The organism is Stenotrophomonas sp. YJH_SMC_10 (assembly GCF_059371555.1).
Genome location: NZ_JCAFUS010000001.1, coordinates 696992 through 716743, shown reverse-complemented (window position 1 = coordinate 716743; position 19752 = coordinate 696992). Strand labels below are relative to the sequence as shown.

Sequence of the window (19752 nt, the reverse complement as noted above, 5' to 3'; positions counted from 1 at the left end):
ACGGTGGCGGCGTATGATGCCGCCACCATGTCGCTGCCTGTTTCGCCATCGCGCCTGCACCTGGCCTTCCAGGGCCTGCGGCTGCGGCTGCGCGGCAGCGACCTGTGGTTCATCGCGCTGGCCCTGGTGGTCGGACTGATCGCCGGCTACCTGACCCTGCTGCAGTCCGGCATTGCGCGCTGGCTGCAGGGCACCCTGTACGGGCTGGACGACGGCATGCGCCTGAGCTCCCTGCCCGCGCTGACCTGGACCGCGCTGCTGGTGCTGCCACTGGGTGGCCTGCTGGTCGGCCTGGTCAGCCTGGCGGCGGCACGGCTCAAGCGCCCGCTGCTCGACGCGGTGGAAGCCAATGCCCTGCATGGCGGCCGCATGTCGATGCGCGACAACCTGATCGTGCTGACCCAGACCCTGCTCTCCAACGGCTGTGGCGCCTCGGTCGGGCTGGAGGCGTCGTATACGCAGATGGGCGCCGGCAGCGGCTCGCAGCTGGGCCGGGTGATGCGCCTGCGCCGCAACGATGTGCGCATCCTGGTCGGCGCCGGGGCCGCCGGTGCGATCGCCGCCGCCTTCGGTGCCCCCTTGGCCGGTGCGTTCTACGCCTTCGAGATCGTCATCGGCGCCTACACCCCGGCCGCACTGGCGCCGGTGGCGGTTGCCGCACTGGCCGGTGCGTTCGTGGCCGACCAGGCGGGCATCGAGGCCTACCTGCTGCCAGCCGCTTCGACGATTGATGTCCGCGCCGCCGACTATGCCATCTACGGCCTGCTCGGCTGCTGTTGTGCAATGGTCGGCATCCTGGTGATGCGCTTGATCGCCTCGATCGAAGGCACGGTCAAGCGCAGCCCGCTGCCGCTGTGGGGACGGCCGGTGGTCGGCGGCCTGCTGCTGATCCCGCTGGCCCTGGCCAGCCCGCAGGTGCTGTCGTCCGGCCATGGCGCGCTGCACCTGGACTTGACCACGCAGCTGCCGCTGATCTGGATCGGCGGGTTGCTGGCCCTGAAATGCCTGGCCTCGGGCATCTCGCTGGGCTTCGGCTTCCGTGGCGGCCTGTTCTTCGCCTCGCTGTTCATGGGCACCCTGGTCGGCGCGCTGTTCGCCGGCCTGCTGGCGCTGGCCACCGGCGTGCCGGTGATCGACGCCACCTCCGCCGCGCTCGCCGGCATGGCCGCGCTGGCGGCGGCCGTGGTCGGTGCGCCGATGACCATGGCCATGCTGGTACTGGAAGGCACCCACGACTTCCTGCTGACCAGCGTGGTGATGAGCGCGGTGCTGGTGTCCAGCACACTGGTCCGGCAGTGGTTCGGCTATTCGTTCTCGACCTGGCGCATGCACCTGCGCGGAGAGACCATCAAGAGCGCCCGCGACGTGGGGTGGGTGCAGAACCTCAGCGCCGGCCGGCTGATGCGCAAGGGCGTGGCCACCGCTCCGGCCGATCTCGACGCCGCCGCGTTCCGCCAGCGCTTCCCGCTGGGCTCAGGCAGCCGCGTGGTCCTGATCGACAGCGAGGGCCACTACGCTGGCATCGTGCAGATCCCGCGCGTCTACGGCGATGGCGTGAAGCCGGAAACCGCGATCGGCGAGCTGGCCGAGAACCGGGAGGTGTCGCTGTCGCCGGCCGCGGACGTCGTGAGCGTGATGCAGCGCTTCGACCAGACCCAGGCCGACGAACTGGCCGTGGTCGCCGCCGACGGCCAGGTACTGGGCGTCGTCTCCGAAGCTTTCGTGCGCAAGCGCTACGCCGAGGAGCTGGACAAGCGCCAGCGCGAACTGATGGGCGAGCGCGTCGAGGACACCGACTGACCCGCAAAAAGGGGACGGAGGGGATTAAGTCGTTTCCGGCACCTTGGCGATCGACATCCCGGATATCCACGCATGGCGTTGAGCCACTGTCACTTCGACGCGATAGACTCCGGCCATGCGCTTCATCGAGACCTTCCAGGCGGGCCCCTTCGCCGACACCGTCGTCAGCCTGCTGGCCGCCTTCGTGCTGGGCACCCTGATCGGCGCCGAGCGCCAGTACCGGCAGCGCACGGCTGGCCTGCGCACCAATGTGCTGGTCGCGGTCGGCGCCGCCGCCTTCGTCGACCTCGGCATGCGCATCGCCGGCAGCGCCGAGGCGGTACGGGTGATCTCCTACGTGGTTTCCGGCGTTGGCTTCCTGGGTGCCGGCGTGATCATGAAGGAAGGCATGAACGTGCGCGGCCTGAACACGGCCGCCACCCTGTGGTGCTCGGCGGCCGTTGGCAGCTGCACCGGCGCGGACATGCTGGCCGAGGGCGTGCTGCTGACCGTGCTGATCATCGCCGGCAACACCCTGCTTCGGCCCCTGGTCAATGCGATCAACCGCATCCCGATCAACGAGGCGGCGACCGAGGCCACCTACGAGGTGCGCCTGAGCGTAGACGCCGAAGCGGTGCCGCGGGTGCGCGAGCGCCTGGTCGACGCGCTGGAGGCGGCGCAGTATCCGGTGGGCGACGTACAGCTGGTCGAGCATGCCGACGCGCCCACCGACGTGATCGCAGTGCTGGTCAGTACGGCGGTCAGCGCCGACGAGCTGGACCTGGTCCTGGCGCGGATGGAGCACGTGCCGGGCGTGCTGCATGCCACCTGGGAAGTCAGTACCCGCGATTGATTCAACCGCCCATCCGCTGCTGCGCGCGCAACAGTTTCCGGAACGAACCGCACTTGCGGGCATCCTCCGCCTGCGGGCAGGCCGCCGCGCGCTGCAGGTGCCGGCGCACCCGCTGCAACCGGGTGATCTGCCGCTGCAGCACCTCGGCCTGTGCCAGCAGTGCCTCGCGGTCGAGTGAGATGCATCCCTGCGGCGACGGCAGTGATGCACCGATCTGCTGCAACGACAGCCCGGCCGCCTGGCCCAGGCCGATCAGCGCCAGCTGTTCCAGCACCTGCGCGTCGTACTGCCGGCGCAGGCCGCGGCGGCCCAGCGCCTGCAACAGCCCCAGCTGTTCGTAGTAGCGCAGGGTCGAGGCCGGCACGCCGCTGCGCTTGACCACCTCGCCGATATCCAGTTCACGCATGGGCTTGACCTCAAGTCACCTTCAAGCGCCAACCTAGGGCCAATTTCCCGGCGAGGCAAGGCCATGGCCAGTACATCCCCTGTTGATCAGAACACCCTGTGGAACGGTCCCGGCGGCCAGATATGGGTCGAACAGCAGGCCATCCTCGATGGCCTGTTCCAGCCGATGGCCGACCTGCTGGCCGCCGAACTGCCGCAGGCCGTCACGCAACTGCTGGACATCGGCTGCGGCACCGGCGCCAGCCTGCTGGCCGCAGCGGCAGCGCGCCCGGCGGCGCACTGCACGGGGCTGGACATTTCCGCGCCGATGCTGGCGCTGGCCCGCCAACGCGCCGAGGCCGCCGGACGGGCGGCTGACTTCATCCTTGCCGATGCACAGCGGCATCCGCTGCCTTCCGCGCACTTCGACTGGATCCAGTCGCGGCTGGGGGTGATGTTCTTCGACAATACCGAGGCAGCCTTCGCCAACCTGCGCCGCGCGGCACGACCCCGCGCCGGCCTGCACTTCATTGCCTGGCGCAGTGCCGAGGAGAACCCGTTCATGACCACCGCCGAGCGCGCCATCGGCGATGCGCTGGATCTGCCACCCCGCGTGCCCGGCGCGCCGGGACAGTTCGCCTTCGCCGATGGCGAACGCGTGCAGCGCCTGCTGCAGGCGGCCGGCTGGAACGATGTGGAGGTGACCGCCGTGGACCTGCCCTGCTCTCTTGCCCGCGACGACCTGCCCACCTATGTCGGCCAACTGGGCCCATTGGGCATGGCATTGCGGACGTTGCCGGACGAACGCGCCCATCCGCTGCTGTCCAGGGCGCTGGCAGCATTCGCACCGTTCATCGAGGGCGACCGCGTGCGCGTGGACGCCGCATGCTGGCAGGTACGCGCCCGCGCCTGATACAGGAAAAGGGGACGGAGGGGATTAAGTCGTTTCCGGCACAGCCGGGGCAAGAACGACTTAATCCCCTCCGTCCCCTTTTTCTTCTAGAGTGCCTCGCCGGCGTCGGCCAGGCGCGATTCGATCAGCGCGTACCACTGCTGCAGCACGTCGATCAGCATGTCCAGCTCGGCATCGGTGCGCTGGGCCCGGCCGCTGCGCAGGCACGCCTGCGCTTCCTGCAGCTGGGCCAGGAAACCGGCCACCGTATCGGCCTGCAGGATCAGGCCTGGCAGTCGCCGCCCGGGGATGCGCACCACGGCGTGGTTGCCGAGCTGCCCGTACACGCTGAGAGTGGCTTCCGTCTTCATGGAGAGGGGCAGGAATTGGGCATTCATCACGTGCACCGTTTGCAGACCTGAGCCGCCGGCAGGCGTGGACGACGGGGGAGACGTTGCCACGCCTGCCGGCAGTCAGGGGGGACTCGGGATGCCGGGGCATTGCCCCGGCGCAGGAAATTCAACGCGGCTGCGCCATGCCGGCGATCTGCACGCGCCGGTTCGGTGCCAGGCACGCAATCAGCTCACGCCGGTTGTGCTGCGCGCACTGCACGATCGGCTCGGCGGCACCGCGTCCTTCGGCACTGATGCTGGCGGCCGGCACGCCCCCCTGCACCAGCGCAGCGCGCACCGCCTCGGCACGCCGCTGCGACAGCGCCTGGTTGTAGCTGGCGCTGCCGATGCGGTCGGTGTAGCCGGTCACCCGGATCGACTGCACCTGTGCGGCCTCGCGTACCTGCGCCAGGATGCCCTGCACCGCGCGCTGCCCTTCGGCACTGAGCACTGCGCTGTCGAAGCCGAACAGCGCGTCGGCCGACAGCCGCAGCGGTTGTTCCGGCAGCGGCGCCGGCGCCAGTGCCGGTGGTGCCGGTGGCCGCGGCGGCTCGAGCACGGCCGCGCATGATTCCGGCTTCCAGTAGCCCGCCTGCGCAATGCCCTTGCTGTCGAAGCGGACCTGGAACTGGCAGGTGAAGTACTCCGCGCCCTGTGCGGTGCGGAAATTGAACAGGTAATTCCACTCGCGTACGCCCCACATGCCTTCGTTGAAATGCGGCGTACCCAGCAGTGTGTACAGCTGCCGCTTGCTCATGCCCGGTGCGAACCGGCGCAGGTCGGCAACGTCGGGATAGATGCCTTCCTTCAGCGAGGCCTTGGAGACCTCCGGGAAGTGCACGGTGGTGGCGTCGGCCGGACCCTCGGCGGCCGGCGCATGGCTGCGGCACGCGGCCAGCAGGCCCAACCCCAGGACCAGGCCCAGCGTTGCGGCGAACCGGCCGGCGCGGGCGATACGATGCGGTTTCATGTCATTCCCCCTGTAGACGTTTCCGCGATGCCGGGCCGCGCGTGCGGCCCGGCCGCGGGGATCACCACTGGATGCCGGCACCGACGGCCACGCCGGCCTCGCCTCGGCTGTTGGTCGAACCGCTGAACTTGTAGATCCAGCGACCGCCTTCGGAGACACCGGAGATGCCCACCGCCACGCCCGATTCGCCGTTGTAGCTGCCGGCCGCGATCGAGGCCATGCTGCGGCCCGCTTCACTGGGCTGCGGCAGGGCGGCGGTGGCCATCGCCGAAGCGATACCGGCCGAGGCGCGGTTGTCGGTCTTGCGCAGGTCGCGCTCGAAGCCGCCCATGCGCTCATCGGTATAGGCCTTGGACCAGTCCAGGGTCTGCGCCATGCCCGACTTCAGCTGGTCCACGTTGACCGCGTCGGTACCGGCGGTACCGGCAGCGACGTTGCGTACCGTGGTCGGCCCGCTGCTGGTGCTGCCAAGGGTGACGCTGTTGTAGTTGGTGGCCCCATTGACCGTGGTGTCGTAGCGGATCGTGCCCTGCTGCGAGGCCTGCAGCTGGCGCACGTTGACCGCGTCGGTGGCCTGCGAACCGTCGGCCACGTTGACCACCTGGCGTTCGGCACCGCTGGCACCCACCGAGACCGTGTTGGCACGGTTGGCCACCGAGCCCGCACCCAGCGCCACCGAGTTGTTGGCCTGCGCCTGTGAACCATTGCCCAGCGCGGTCGCGTTGGCCCCGGCCGCGCTGGAGCCTGCACCACCGGCGGCCGAGTTGGCACCGCTGGCGGATGGGTCGGCCAGGTTGTTGGTGTTGTTGGCACGGAAGCTGCCGGCGACGTTGGTGATGTTCTGGATCTTCTGGTCGGTGTAGGCCTTGGACTGGTCGATGGCGTAGTTCACGCCGTTCTTCAGCTGGCCGACGTTGGTCGCGTCATGGTCATCGGAACCGTCGGCGACATGCGTGATCTTGCGTTCGCTGCCACTGCTGCCGATCGACACCTCGCCAGCGGAACTGCTGGCGCCGGTCTGCCCGTAGGCCCCGGTATAGCCACTCTGCGCACCGACGCTGGCCACCGAACCTGCACCCAGCGCCACGCTGTTGCCGGCGCTGCTGCTGGCCCCGTTGCCGACCGCCACGCTGTTGGCGCCGGCTGCACTGGCCTGCGGGCCCACGGCCACCGCTTCGGCACCGGCCGCGCTTGCCGCCGCCGCGGTCGAGTTCACCGCCAGGTAGGCACTGCCACCGCCGCCGTTGCTGATGCGCTGGTTGAGGATCCTCAGCGAACCGTCCACGGCAGTGAAGGCCGCGGTGACGTTGTTGTAATCGCCACTGGTGAAGGTGCCATCGGTGGCGATGCTGGAGATGCTGAACGTCGGCGCGGTCCACACATTGGTGCTGCCGTTGTAGGCGGTGCTGCCACCGAAGTAGTTGGCGAGGGTGCTGTTCGTGTTGAACAGCTGGTCGCCGGTGATGGCATCAGTGCTGCCGGCCAGGATGCTGCCGGCGGCCACGTTGGTGATCTTCACCGCGCCGCTGCCGGTACCCGTCAGCGTCACGCTGTTGAGCACGTTGCCAGCGCCATCGACGTCGTACTTCACGGCCAGCTTGTCGATCTCGCCGGTCTGGTCGGCAACGTTGGCCAGCGAGTTGCTGACCGCATCGAAGGCGGTGCCGACATCGTTGTAGCTGCCCCGGGTGATGGTGCCGTTGGCGGCCACGTTGTTGATCGAGTAGGTCGGCGCGGTCAGCACGCCGTTGGCATCGACTGTGGCGCCACCCCCCAGGTGCGTGGCCACCGCCTGGTTGGCGGCGAACAGCTGGGCCCCGTTGATGGCCTCACTGCTGGTGGCGCTGACCTGGCCCGGGCCGAGGTTGCGCAGCGTGGTGGCGGTGCCAGTCTGGCCCAGCGTGGCGCTGGCATAGTTGACGCTGCCATCGGCGTTGAGGTCGTAGCGCAGCGCGCCCTGCTCCGATGCCTGCAACTGTCCTACGTTGACCGCATCGGTGGCCGCGGTACCGGCCGCCACGTTGACGACCTGACGCTCTGCGCCAGCAGCACCGATGGAAACCGTGTTGGCACGATCTGCAAGGCTTCCCGCACCCACCGCGATGCTGTTGGCCGCCGTCGCCCGCGCATTGGTGCCGACCGCAATCGAATCGGCGCCGCTGGCCACAGCCTCGGTACCGGTCGAGTTCACCCGCAGGTACTTGGTACCGCCGTTGCGGATATCGGTGATCTGCGTGTTGAGGTTGACCAGTGAACCATCCACCGCCGCGAACGCATCGGTGGCGTTGGTGTACAGGCCCTGGGCGATGGCGCCGGTGGTGGAGATCGTGCTGATCTCGAACAGCGGTGCGGTGAAGATGCCACTGGCCGGGTCAAAGGCTGCACGACCACCGAAGAAGCTGGCGATGGCGCTGTTGGTTGCCGCCAGCTGGCCACCGTTGACGGCCTCGAGGCTGCCCGCGGTGACCGCACCGGCGGCGAGGTTGCCGATGGTGGTGGTGCCCGTGCCTGCACCGAGGGTGACGCGGCGATAGTTCGGATTGCCGCCGGCGTCCAGATCGTAGGTCACTGCCGCATCCGCCACGCCGTTGATCAGGCTGATGGCCCCCTTCAACTGCGCGACGTTGACCGCGTCGGTGTTGCCGCTGCCCGCAGCCACGTTGGTGATCTGGCGCTCGCCCCCGCCGGCGGTGCCCACCGACACTTCACCGGCCGACACCTGCGGCGCCGTGAGGCCGTAGGCACTGTAGCTGGCCTGCGCGCCACGCAGTGCGGCCGAGCGGTAGCCCAGCGCGACCGAGTTGGCCTGGTTGGAGGTGGACTCGGCACCCAGCAGGGTCTGCCCGTTGGCGGTGCCGACGGCACTGTCGCCGACGATCACCGAATGGCCCATACGCGCGGCATAGTCGGCCGTCGGCACGCCGGTCGGGTTGCTGGGATCATTCACGCCATCACCGGGGAAGGCGACGTTGGCATCGACCTTCGGCAGCTCATGCCGTGCGTTGGCACCGATCACCACTTCCTTCGACCCGTTGGCAAAGGCGCCGTCACCCATCAGCACCTGGTAGTCCTGCGCGGCGTTGACGGCCCAGCAGGAGATGTCGGCCAGCGCGATGTCCAGGCACTTGGCCGCCCACGCCGGCGAATCGGTCGGCAGAAGAAGGCCCAGCAGGCCACCGGGATTGCCGTTGTTGATGTTGTAGATGTAGCTGTCGGAGGTCACGCCACCGATCAGGGTCAGGTGCGAGCTGCCGCCCGTGGCCGCGCCGCCCAGGCCATTGAGGGTGCTGCCGACCGGCGACAGGTTGACCACCGGCAGACCCAGCACGTTGACCGCCGAATAGGTCTGCATGACGTTGGCGTTGCTCAGCTTGAGATTGCCGTTGCTGACGTAGCCATCGCCGCCGAACAGGCTGGTGGTGGTCGGCCCGATCAGCTGGCCGACATTGCCGACCAGGCCGCCGGTGCCGATGATCAGGCCGGCATTCGGGTCAGCCGGCGCCGGCGCCTTCGGACTGGTCGGCGGGATCGCCGACGGCTGGGTCAGGCCGAGACTGCCGAGCGTGCCACCCACCAGGCCACCCACGGCGCTGCCCAGGTTGCCGACGGTGCCATTGAGATTGCCGTTGAGCAGGTTGCCCACCGCGCTGCCGACGTTGCCCAGCGTGCTACCCAGCACGCCGCCCAGCACGCCGCCCAGGCCAGTGCCGGGGCTGCCCGTGGTGCCGTTGAGAATGCCGCCGACTGCACCACCGACGGTGCCGACCGTGTTGTTGAGCGTGCCGCCCACTGCACTGCCGACCGTCCCGACGGTGCCGTTGAGTGCGCCACCTACTGCGCTGCCGACCGTGCCGACGGTGCCGTTGAGTGCGCCACCCACTGCGCTTCCTACCGAGCCAACCGTGCCATTGAGGGCACCGCCCACTGCGCCGCCAACCGCACCGACCGTGTTGTTGAGCGTGCTGCCTACCGCGCTGCCGACCGTCCCGACGGTGCCGTTCACTGCGCCACCCACGGTGCTCCCGACAGAGCCAACCGTGCCGTTGAGGGCACCGCCCACTGCGCCACCGACCGCGCCGACCGTGTTGTTGAGCGTGCCACCCACTGCACTGCCGACCGTGCCGACGGTGCCGTTCAGTGCGCCACCCACTGCACTGCCGACCGTGCCGACGGTGCCGTTGAGTGCGCCACCCACTGCGCCACCGACAGCACCGACGGTGTTGTTGAGCGTGCCGCCCACTGCACTGCTAACCGTGCCGACGGCGCCGTTGAGTGCACCGCCAACTACGCCACCGACAGCACCGACCGTGTTGTTGAGCGCGCCACCCACTGCACTGCCGACCTGGCCGACGGTGCCGTTCAGTGCGCCACCCACGGTGCTCCCGACAGAGCCAACCGTGCCATTGAGGGCACCGCCCACTGCGCCACCGACCGCGCCGACCGTGTTGTTGAGCGTGCCACCCACTGCACTGCCGACCGTGCCAACGGTGCCATTGAGGGCACCGCCCACCGCGCCGCCGACAGAGCCGACGGTGCCGTTCAGTGCACCACCCACGGTGCTCCCGACAGAGCCAACCGTGCCGTTCAGGGCACCGCCGACTGCGCCGCCGACCGCACCGACGGTGTTGTTGAGCGTGCCGCCCACTGCACTGCCGACCGTGCCGACGGCGCCGTTGAGTGCACCACCCACTACGCTTCCTACCGTGCCAACCGTGCCATTGAGGGCACCGCCCACTGCGCCACCGACAGCACCGACCGTGTTGTTGAGCGTGCCGCCCACTGCACTGCCGACCGTGCCGACCGTGCCGTTCAGTGCGCCACCCACTGCGCTTCCTACTGAGCCAACCGTGCCGTTGAGGGCACCGCCGACTGCGCCGCCGACCGCACCGACCGTGTTGTTGAGCGTGCCGCCCACTGCACTGCCGACCGTGCCGACCGTGCCGACGGTGCCATTCAGTGCGCCACCCACAGTGCTCCCGACGGAGCCAACCGTGCCGTTGAGGGCACCGCCCACTGCGCCGCCGACCGCACCGACGGTGTTGTTGAGCGTGCCGCCCACTGCACTGCCGACCGTGCCGACGGCGCCGTTGAGTGCACCGCCCACTACGCCACCGACAGCACCGACCGTGTTGTTGAGCGTGCCACCCACGGCACTGCCGACCTGGCCGACCGTGCCGCTCAGCGCGCCACCCACCGTGCTCCCGACCGCGCCGGCAGCGCCCTGCAGCGTGCCGCCCACGGCGCCCACGGCGCCGCCCACCAGATTGCCAACCCCGAGCGCGCTGTGCTGCGCGGCTACGGCCGTCTGCCCAGCCAGCTTCAGGTTGCGGTCGGCGACGACTTCCTGGCCGTCCGGCGCCTGCACGCGCACCTTGCCGGCGGCGCCGGTGTCGAACGCGGCGCTGATGGCACGATCGTGGGTTTCACCCGGCAACTCTTCCTTGGCTGGCAAGCGGACGGCCGCCGTCGCTCTGGCCTGGCCTTGCCCGTTGATGTGATGGCCGGCTACCGCCAGGCGCGCGTCGGTCCGGCTGTCGAGTGTGGTGTCCAGCCCGGGCAGCGACCCAGCGGTTGCGCCCCGCAGGCCGGCCGAGGCGTGCGTACCCGCATCAAGCGAAGCGATCTGACGGCCGGCGACGCCGACCTTGGCCTTGGCGCGCGCCCCAGCAGCGACAACCCCGGTTGACTGCGCGCCCGGCGCAACGTGCGCGGCCAGCGACGCATCCACCTGTGCCGCGCTGGTCGCGGCGTTGCCCAGGCCCACATTGGCGCGGACATCGGCCGCCAGCGCCGGCACGGCAATCTGCTTCGGTGCGGTGTTCGCTGCCAGCTTCACCTGCACCGTGGCCGGCAGCACGTCGCGCACCAGCGGCAGCGACGTGGTGTTCAGCTGCAGGCCCACGCGGGCGTCCGCGCTGAGTGCCGGGCTGCTCTGCGCCTGTCGTGCGGCAGCGGCCAGGGCGACTTCCGCGTCGACCTTGACCGGCATCGGCTGCGCATACTTGGCAGCCAGCGCCTGCAGGTCACGCAGCGATTGATTGGTCTCCGATGCTCCTGCGTGGCCGCTGGCCAGCACGCACAACAGTGCCAGAGCCAGCGCGGTGGGCATCAGCAGGGATGTGCGCGGATCGCGTGCGGCACTGCCACCGCTGTCGCCGGTGGCCAGTTCCGAGGCCACCACCAGAGCATTGAGCTGGCGGTTCCATACACGCCGGTAGATGCGGTTCATGAGCATTTCCCCCGTAGACGAACAACTGGAATGTCAGTGGACTTGCCGCGAGGCAGGTGACTGTCATTTCAGCGGTTGCAACGGAGCTGGCGCACTTCAATCCGGCACGGCAATCGCGCATTCCGGCAAATCCACGGCCGGAATCGGCAGCCGGTTATGCAGAAGCGGCAACACGATCGGCAAGCGGATGCGCAATTCCGGCACGAATGCCGGGTAAACCCTTGCAGGGCTTGGCTCAGGCCGGCTGGCCGATCTGCGCGGGGGCGCGCATCAGGGTGTCGCGCGGCAGCTCGCCGAATACCTTGCGGTAATTGTCAGCGAAGCGCGACAGGTCCCACAGGCCGCAGCTGAGCGCGATGGCCTTCACCGAGCGACGGCTGGAATCGGCCATCGACAGGCTGCGGCACGCCGCGCACAGGCGCAGCATGGAGAGATAACGATTGGGCGAAGTGCCGAACAGATCCTCGAACGCGTAGCGCAGGCCGCGTTCGCTGACACCGGCGGCATCGCATATTTCATTCATGTAGATATTGCGGCGCAGGTTGAGCCGCATGAAGTTTTCTGCCCGCTGCGCGATCAGATAATGCGTGCGCCGCGCGCGGCTGCACCCCGGGCGATCCGCCGCACCCGCGCCGAGCAGGGCCTGCACATGCTCGTGCAGAAGATGCTCGGTTTCTTCCGGCTGCAGGCCGGCGCCCTGCCCCAGTTGCAGGTGCAGCTGCTGGTAATGGCGCGCCAGCGGCGTGGCTTCGCTGCCCAGGGTGAACAGTGACAGGGCCTGGCCGGCCGGTGGCGTGCTGCGCAGGCTCAGCTCGGTCAGCTTGCGCTGCACCCGCGCCACCGGCACCAGCATCAGGGTCATGTGCGTGCCCGGGCTCAGGGTGAACTCACTGATGCCCTCCGGCATGATCGTCAACGCCATGCCCGCCGTCAGCGGTACGCCGTGGCACCAGCTCTGCGTTTCATCCGTGGCGTGCAGGTAACCGAGCATCGCCCAGTCCGGTGGCAGCATGAAGCGGCCACGGCAATGGAAACCGCAGCTGATGCTGCAGAACAGGGCTTCCTCGTGCACGCGCGAAGCAAACGCCGCACGTGGCCCGTTGCCATCCAGCAGCAGCAGTTCGACATCACAGACACGAAGCACCCCGCCCAGCGTCGCCAGGTCTATCGACCGCAGGCCGCTGTCGTCGCTGTCTCCTACCCCACCATCGACCATGACAGTGTTGTCCCCCCGTTGATCCGCCATCCGCTGCGGCCCCCACTGCCTGACAGGGCGCACAACGATCCAGAATCCATTTCCGTTGCCACGCCAGCCGCGCTGGCGTCGATGCGATCGTACAAATCAATGCAAGAGCTTGAATGCGAGTATGCCCGATAATCCGCAGCGGTAAAGCCATGGACCGGCATGAAGAAAGTAGATACACAGGTGAAGAAAATGTCGGAGCCGCTGGCATGGTTTTCGCATGCGGAATCACATTATCTACACGACGATGAATCGTTTTGCCTGGGAATGGATTTGCGTCACAGAAAAAATCTGAAAGTTTCAGGGCAGCGGGGTTTCTGCCGAATTTGCATATAGGTTCCTGTTGCAGCCAACTTCCATTCAGGCAAAGTCGATACCACGGTGATCCGGCCATCTGATCCGGCCGCACCCAGGGGACAGCATGACCAAGCACGCATCATCGGATGCCTCGACCAACGGCCCTGCGCCGTGCGGTCGCGACCGCGCGGCCCGTGTCCCGCCGGGAAACGATCACCCTGCTTGAGCACGGCGGGCCCGTCCCGCCGTGCCTCCCCCGCCAGGACGTGCGGGGGCCACGGACGATCCCGGCGGAGCCGGGCCACCGCCCAACGCAGGTGTACTGCATCCGCAGACAGGTAGAGGGAGACATTGGTCATGAACGCATCGGTCCGCAAATTCCTGAAGGAAGAAGACGGTGTCACCGCGCTCGAGTACGGGCTGCTGGCTGCCGTCATCGCTGGCGTCCTGATCGCGGTCGGCAACGACCAGATCAAGGGGTTCTTCGAAACGCTGTTCAAGAACCTCTCCGCACTGGCCACCAAGGCGTCCGGCTCGACGACCTAGGCGGCGACCGCGGGCCGCCTTGAGGCCCGCGGCCACGGGGGGCAGGGAACCAGGTGAAGACCGTCCAGTGACGGACGACGGAGTGTGCGATGACACTGCTGGGATTGTTGGCCATCGGCGTGTGCCTGCGGATCGCGATCAGTGATCTGTACGCCCGCAGGGTGCCCAATACCTGGCTGGTGGGTGCGGGCGTCATCGCTGCGCTCGCGATCATCGCCGGCCAGTTCAGCGCACCTCGCCTGCCCTGGCTGCCCCACGTCGCTGGCGCGGTGCTCGGCCTGCTGGCCCTGCTGCCGTTCTACGCCCTGCGCTGGATGGGCGCCGGCGACGTGAAGTTCTTCGCAGTGCTGGGGCTGATGCTGGGCTGGCAGGCGCTGCTGCCGGTCTGGCTGGTGGCCAGCCTCGCTGCCGGAGTGCACGCGGCGGTGGTGCTGGCGGGCCGCCGCTTGGGCGTGCTGTTGCCCGGCCACCTGCAGATGCAGGTCAGCCGCACCAGCACGCAGTGGCAATCCCATCCGGCGCTACGCGACATGCAGGCCGCCCGCCAGGGGCGACGCGGCATTCCCTATGCGGCGTATCTGGCACTGGCGGCCATCGGCTGGGTGCTGGTCCGCATCTACGGAGGTGCTCCATGAACGTCCACGGCCCTCGCCTGCAACGTGGCGCCGCCAGCATCGAGTTCGCCCTGGTGCTGATGCTGGGCCTGCTGCCATTGCTGCTTTTCACGTTTTCCGGCGTGATGATCATGGCGGCGCAGCAGACCCTGGCCACCGCCTCGGCCGAAGGTGCGCGTGCCTCGCTGCGCTACGGCACAGCCGGCGAACGTCGCACCGCCGCCTGCGTCGCCGCGCGCACATCGATGCAGTGGCTGCTGCAGTTTTCCAAGCAGAACGTCGACTGCAGCGCCGGCGGCAGCAATGCCATCGTGGTGTCGGCGCAGGCACCGTGCGCCGGCCTGGCCACGGCACAGTGCATGACCGTCACGGTCAGCTACGACTACGCCAGCCATCCCTTCCTGCCCGGCACCGCCACGCTGTACCGGTGGGTGATGCAGGCCCCCATCCGCAGCGTCGCGGTCGCCCAGCTCGATCTCGGCAGCGGCAATTGATGCTCGGTATTTTGGAGACGATTCCATGCTCAAGTTGACCCGCATCGCTGCCATTGCCCTGATAGGCCTGGCCGTGCTGCTGGCGCTGGTCGCCTTCATGATCGGACGCAAGCCGGCCGCACCCACCACAGTCGCGCCGGTGGCCCACAGCGAGGCGCAGGCAATCACCGTCGTGGAAGCCGTGGCACGCCTGCCCGCGGGCGAGCCGATCAGCGCCAACGGCCTGCGCCTGGCCCAGCGCACCACGCCGGTCGCCGGCGCCGCCACCAGCATCGCCGCCGTGGTCGGCAAAGTGCCGGTGCAGGACATCGCCGAAGGCAGCCCGATCAGCAGCAGCGCGTTGGCACAGGGTTTCTCGCTGCAACTGCGGCCGGGCGAGCGCGCATTGGCCGTGCCCGTGGACGAACTGGTCGGTGCTGGCAACCGCATCCTTCCTGGCGACTTCGTCGACGTCTTCCTCAACCTGCGCAACGCCCAGCCCAGCGTCAACGGCCCCGGCGAAGCCGGACAGACGCGCCTGCTGCTGTCGCGCCTGCGCGTGCTGAGCTACGGCCAGCAGGACATTGCGCCGGTCGCCACGGAGGTCTCCACCGGCAGCGACGTCGACACCCGCAACGATCCACGCGCAGCCGACATCACCGGAAGCGGCAGCAGCCGTGCCAACAACACTGAGCCGGCGCAGCCCGCGCGCAGTGCGGTGCTGGCCGTGCCCGTGGCCGATGCCAATCGCCTGCTGCTGGGCGCGCAGCAGGGCAAGCTGTTCCTGGCACTGCGCAATCCCGCCGACACCGGCCAGCCCGACCTGGCGCTGTTTCCGCAGTCGCGCGGCGTGATCGATCCCCTGCGCGGGCTGGATGCGGAACAGCAGCTGGCGCTTCAGCGCCCGGAAAACCATGCCTTCGCCGGCATCGACAGCGATGCGCTGGCCGGCCGTGGCACGGCGCCGGCGCGCACCGGCGCCGACACACCGGGCCGGGCGCAGGCGCCACGCCGCAGCGCGCCGCGCGCGTCCGGCATCGAGATCATCCGCGGCGACAGCTCCGCGCCTCGCGGCTCCCTCTGACCTGCATCGAGTGCATCCATGACCGAACGCCGCTGCCGTCCACGCATCTCCCCCCGCCAGCGCTGGCTGGCCCTGCTGCTGGTGCTGCTGGCACCGGCAACAAGCGTGGCCGCCGACGATCTGGTGCTGCAGGCGCGCGAGCAGCGCCCGTGGACCCTGCCGGCCGACCTGGAGCGCGTGGCCATTGCCGACCCCGGCGTGGCCGACCTCGTGATGCTGCGCGGCCAGCGCCAGGCGCTGCTGGTCGGCAAGACCCCCGGCACCACCACCCTGTTGCTGTGGCACCGCAGGCAGGCCGAGCCACAGCGGTTGACGGTAAGGGTGGAGAGCGCCGTGCAGGGCGCCGCGCGTACCGGCGGCAACGACCTGGTGTTCACCCAGCAGGACCAGCAGGGCCTGCTGCAGGGAAGCACCGACAGCGTGCTCTCGCACATGCAGGCGCAGCGCACCGCAGCGATGGCGCTGGGCAAGGATGGGGTCCTTGCCGATACATCCACCATCAGCAGCGGTGGCGTGGTCCAGGTCGAGGTCAAGGTGGTCGAGTTCAACAAGACCGCGATGAAGCAGATCGGCATCAACTTCCAGAACCGCAACGGCGGCTTCGCCTATGGCTTCGCACGGCCCGGCACCGGCCTGCCCGGCAATACCGGCCTGCTGCCCGGCATGAAGGAAGGCAACAGCAGCAACGAAGCAACGTCGCCCATTTCTTCGGCGTTCCGGCTGGTGTTCGGCTCGACCAAGGGGCTGTGGAATGCCGATGTCGAACTGCTGCAGAGCAATGGCATGGCGCGCGTGCTGGCCGAGCCGACGCTGGTGGCACTGTCCGGCCAAAGCGCCAGCTTCCTGGCCGGTGGCGAACTGCCGATCCTCGAACCGCAGGGACTGGGCACCACCACCATCACCTACAAGCCTTTCGGCATCGGCCTGACCGTAACCCCGACCGTGCTGGCCGCGAACCGGATCGCGCTGAAGGTGGCACCGGAGGCCAGCGATCTGGACTACAGCAACGCGATCGTGCTCAACAACGTGCAGATCCCTTCGATCACCACCCGCCGCGCCGACACCACGGTCGAGCTGGGCGATGGCGAGAGCTTCGTCATCGGCGGCCTGGTCAGCTCCAACATCGTCTCCAACGTCAACAAGATTCCACTGCTGGGCGACCTGCCGATCATTGGTTCGTTCTTCCGCAACTTCGACTACAAGCGCCAGGACAAGGAACTGGTGATCATCGTCACCCCGCGCCTGGTGCAGCCGCTGGCACGCAACACCGAACTGCCGCTGCCCGGCGAGCGCGAAGCCAAGCCGCATCTTCCCGAATGGGGTTCCTGGCTGCTGGGGCCGGTCAGCCAGGACCCTGTGCCCGGCTTCTCGCGCTGACCTCCATGACGCCTGCGGAACCACGCCCATGCCCTACGCCACCGCCCAGCCGCTGCATCCGCAAGGACCGCCGATGAACCTGGTCCTGTACGGCATCGACCGCGAACTGCTGCCCCGGCTGGCCGCCAAGCTGCCGCCGACCACCAGCCTGCACTGGCAGGACAGCAGTGCGCCGACCTCGGCGCAGGACCTGCAACGCGGCCCGCAGAGCCTGGTGCTACTGGACTTCCGGCCCGAGCACGCGGCTGCCTCGAGCGTGCTGGCACAGCAGCTGCAGCAGACCCAACCGGACCTGGCGCTGGTCGCGGTCGGCGCCACCAGCGCCGGCCAGGTCGAAGGCGTGGTGATTGCCCTGCGCGCCGGCCTGCGCGATGTGCTGGACCTGGACAGCGACAACGCCGGCATCGAGGCCGCCCTGCGCCGTGCGCTGTCACCACGCCCGGCCGCGGTTGCGCAGAACGCGCACAAGGCGCGCCTGATCGTGCTGCTGGGCGTGCGCGCCGGCGTCGGCACCAGTACCCTGGCCGCGCATCTTTCGGTGCTGGCGCAACAGACGCGGGCCCTGGCCCAGGGCGATGCAGTGCAGCAGGACGGCCTGCTGATGGAACTGGCACAGCCGTCCGGTGACCTTGCGCTGTACCTCAATCTCGACAGCCGCTTCCACTATGAGGATGCGCTGCGCAACGCCAGCCGCATCGATGCCACCCTCGCCCGCACCGCGATGGCGCGCCATGACTCCGGGCTGGTGCTGCTGGACCGTGCCGGCGGCAGTGACGCCGTGCCGCCGTCCGACCCTGGCGCGCTGCTGCAGCGCCTGCGCGGGGTGTTCGCCAGCGTGCTGTGTGATGCCGGCGGCTGCCCGCTGCGGCAGCTGCCGCCGCTGTTGCTGGACCAGGCCGACGAGATCTGGCTGGTCACCGATGCGTCGATCGCCACGCTGGTCTCGCTGGACCAGGCGCTGAAGCACCTGGCCGGCCAGCGCGAGCGCGAGAAGCGCCTGCAGCTGGTGATCAACCGCCACGACGACAGCAGCGGCATGAGCCCGGAGCAGATCGCACGCCGCTTCGAAGTGCCGTTGCTGGCGACACTGCCTGAACGACCGCGTGTGCGCTTGGCCGCCAGCCAGGGCCACCTGCTGCTGCAGGATGCGCCGCGCGATCCCTACCTGCGTGCCCTCGCCCCGCTCGTGCCACGGCTGGACCCGGCCGCCTGCCCGGTCCAGCCGCATGGCCTGCGGGAAAGACTCTCCCTTGCCCTGGGTGGATCGCAATGGAAGACAAGGTAACTCCTTTCCCGCATGCCGTTGCCCGCCCGGTGCTGCCCGAGAGTCCGCCGGGCCACCTGCCGTTCGCGCAGACCGAGCAGTACCAGAAGGTGCTGTCGGCCGCGCACGAGCATCTGCTCAACAGCATCGAGGACGAGCGCATCGACATCGATTCCTGGGCCCCCGACACCATCGCCCGCTGGGTGCAGGTGCAGACCGTGGGCTTCATCCAGGAATGGCGCATCCCGATCAACGAGGAAGAAATGCAGGTGGTCGCCGAGGGGCTGGTCAAGGAGCTGACCGGTTTCGGCCCGCTGGACGACCTGCTGCATGATCCCTCCATCGAGGACATCCTGATCAACGGCTTCAAGGATGTGCACGTTTCGCAGGGGGGGCAGCTCAAGCGCGCCACCCAGCGCTTCACCGATGACACCCACCTGCTGCGCATCCTGCGCCGCATCCTTGCCCCGCTGGGCCGCCGGCTGGATGATTCCAACCCGATGGTCGACGCGCGCCTGCCCAACGGCGGCCGCCTCAACGCGATCATCTCGCCGCTGGCGGTGGATGGCCCGATGGTGTCCATCCGCAAGTTCCGCAAGGACCCGTTCACCCCCGACGAACTGCTCGCCAAGGGCACCTTCGACGCGCCGATGCAGGCCCTGCTGAAGGCGATGGTGCTGGGCCGCTGCAACATCCTGGTCTCCGGCGGCACCAGTTCGGGCAAGACCTCGCTGCTCAACGCCCTGGCCAGCTACGTGCCACCCAGCGAGCGCGTCATCACCGTGGAGGACACGGCCGAGCTTTCGCTGAACCACCCGCACGTGGTGCGCCTGGAAAGCCGCATCGGCGGCGCCGAGGGCCAGGGCGCGGTCAGCATCCGCGATCTGGTGCGCAACAGCCTGCGCATGCGCCCTGACCGCATCGTGGTCGGCGAAGTGCGTGGCGCCGAAGTGCTGGAAATGCTGCAGGCGATGAACACCGGCCATGACGGATCGATGGCCACCATCCACGCCAACACACCGCGCGACTGCCTGTACCGCATCGAGATGCTGGCCGGCTTTGCCGGCTTCCAGGGCAGCGAGGACAGCCTGCGTCGGCAGATTGCCAGCGCCATCGATTTCATCGTGCAGATCTCGCGGCTGGGCAGCGGGCGCCGGGTGCTGGTCTCGATCACCGAGATCACCGGGGTCAGCGACAACCTGATCACCACCCAGGAAATGTTCCGCCACGAAGTGCAGATCGACGCCGCCGGCCGCGAGACCGACCGCTGGATCGGCCTGGGCTTCCATCCGCACTCGCACAAGCTGGAGCCGTTCCGCCAGCAACTGCGTGAATCGCTCTACGGGGACTTCTGA

The 19752-nt window shown here is 68.7% G+C and carries 16 protein-coding genes; 11 read left to right on the top strand and 5 right to left on the bottom strand.

Translation table 11 applies throughout. The features are described 5' to 3' along the window. Window positions 1-27: 27 nt before the first annotated feature. Both AC5P9C_RS03290 and AC5P9C_RS03285 read left to right on the top strand, forming a co-directional pair. Entirely contained in the window at window positions 28-1800 is a 1773-nt protein-coding gene (locus tag AC5P9C_RS03290) for a chloride channel protein (protein ID WP_053463223.1), read from the top strand. A 115-nt stretch (window positions 1801-1915) separates the two neighbouring features. After that, the gene (locus AC5P9C_RS03285) at window positions 1916-2632 is read left to right on the top strand and encodes an MgtC/SapB family protein (RefSeq protein ID WP_049464505.1); all 717 of its coding nucleotides are present in this window, start codon (window positions 1916-1918) and stop codon (window positions 2630-2632) included. A 1-nt stretch (window position 2633) separates the two neighbouring features. On the opposite strand, the gene AC5P9C_RS03280 is transcribed toward AC5P9C_RS03285, so the two are convergent. After that, a complete protein-coding gene (locus AC5P9C_RS03280) occupies window positions 2634-3038 on the bottom strand; it encodes a MerR family transcriptional regulator (protein WP_182067477.1) in 405 nt (134 codons plus the stop codon). A 63-nt stretch (window positions 3039-3101) separates the two neighbouring features. On the opposite strand from AC5P9C_RS03280, the gene AC5P9C_RS03275 reads away from it, so the two are divergent. Beyond that, window positions 3102-3929: a class I SAM-dependent methyltransferase gene (locus tag AC5P9C_RS03275; protein WP_343543041.1), complete on the top strand. Its 828-nt coding sequence runs from the start codon at window positions 3102-3104 to the stop codon at window positions 3927-3929. An 86-nt stretch (window positions 3930-4015) separates the two neighbouring features. Here AC5P9C_RS03275 and AC5P9C_RS03270 read toward each other — a convergent pair whose 3' ends face one another. The 3 genes from AC5P9C_RS03270 to AC5P9C_RS03260 all read right to left on the bottom strand — a co-directional run bounded on the left by AC5P9C_RS03270 (window position 4016) and on the right by AC5P9C_RS03260 (window position 11499). Then, the gene (locus AC5P9C_RS03270; RefSeq protein ID WP_014037513.1) at window positions 4016-4306 is read right to left on the bottom strand and encodes a DUF6959 family protein; all 291 of its coding nucleotides are present in this window, start codon (window positions 4304-4306) and stop codon (window positions 4016-4018) included. Between the two features lie 121 nt (window positions 4307-4427). Next, a complete protein-coding gene (locus tag AC5P9C_RS03265) occupies window positions 4428-5270 on the bottom strand; it encodes an OmpA family protein (RefSeq protein WP_343543043.1) in 843 nt (280 codons plus the stop codon). Window positions 5271-5331: 61 nt separating this feature from the next. Next, window positions 5332-11499: an ESPR-type extended signal peptide-containing protein gene (locus AC5P9C_RS03260; protein WP_495205068.1), complete on the bottom strand. Its 6168-nt coding sequence runs from the start codon at window positions 11497-11499 to the stop codon at window positions 5332-5334. Between AC5P9C_RS03260 and AC5P9C_RS03255 the strand changes: the two genes are divergently transcribed. Continuing rightward, entirely contained in the window at window positions 11498-11716 is a 219-nt protein-coding gene (locus AC5P9C_RS03255; RefSeq protein ID WP_146038165.1) for a hypothetical protein, read from the top strand. The two genes, AC5P9C_RS03260 and AC5P9C_RS03255, sit on opposite strands and share 2 nt — an antisense overlap. 18 nt (window positions 11717-11734) lie before the next feature. Here the strand turns inward: AC5P9C_RS03255 and AC5P9C_RS03250 are convergent, their stop codons facing one another. Beyond that, on the bottom strand, window positions 11735-12715 hold the full coding sequence (locus AC5P9C_RS03250; RefSeq protein WP_053506970.1) for an AraC family transcriptional regulator: 981 nt from the start codon (window positions 12713-12715) through the stop codon (window positions 11735-11737). 681 nt (window positions 12716-13396) lie between these two features. Between AC5P9C_RS03250 and AC5P9C_RS03245 the strand changes: the two genes are divergently transcribed. From AC5P9C_RS03245 to AC5P9C_RS03215, 7 genes are all read left to right on the top strand, one after another. Continuing rightward, a complete protein-coding gene (locus tag AC5P9C_RS03245) occupies window positions 13397-13585 on the top strand; it encodes a Flp family type IVb pilin (RefSeq protein WP_049467634.1) in 189 nt (62 codons plus the stop codon). 89 nt (window positions 13586-13674) lie between these two features. Then, complete coding sequence (locus tag AC5P9C_RS03240) at window positions 13675-14220, top strand: A24 family peptidase (RefSeq protein WP_326421679.1); 546 nt, start codon at window positions 13675-13677, stop codon at window positions 14218-14220. Continuing rightward, a complete protein-coding gene (locus AC5P9C_RS03235) occupies window positions 14217-14693 on the top strand; it encodes a TadE/TadG family type IV pilus assembly protein (RefSeq protein WP_343541430.1) in 477 nt (158 codons plus the stop codon). The genes AC5P9C_RS03240 and AC5P9C_RS03235 overlap by 4 nt, the downstream gene beginning before the upstream one ends. A 25-nt stretch (window positions 14694-14718) precedes the next feature. Then, window positions 14719-15756: a Flp pilus assembly protein CpaB gene (gene cpaB, locus AC5P9C_RS03230; RefSeq protein ID WP_343541428.1), complete on the top strand. Its 1038-nt coding sequence runs from the start codon at window positions 14719-14721 to the stop codon at window positions 15754-15756. Between the two features lie 18 nt (window positions 15757-15774). After that, a complete protein-coding gene (locus tag AC5P9C_RS03225; RefSeq protein ID WP_343541426.1) occupies window positions 15775-17133 on the top strand; it encodes a type II and III secretion system protein family protein in 1359 nt (452 codons plus the stop codon). Between the two features lie 28 nt (window positions 17134-17161). Then, window positions 17162-18418, top strand: a complete 1257-nt coding sequence (locus AC5P9C_RS03220; protein ID WP_049467643.1) for a CpaE/TadZ family protein — start codon at window positions 17162-17164, stop codon at window positions 18416-18418. Beyond that, on the top strand, window positions 18403-19752 hold the full coding sequence (locus tag AC5P9C_RS03215; protein ID WP_049467645.1) for a TadA family conjugal transfer-associated ATPase: 1350 nt from the start codon (window positions 18403-18405) through the stop codon (window positions 19750-19752). The genes AC5P9C_RS03220 and AC5P9C_RS03215 overlap by 16 nt, the downstream gene beginning before the upstream one ends.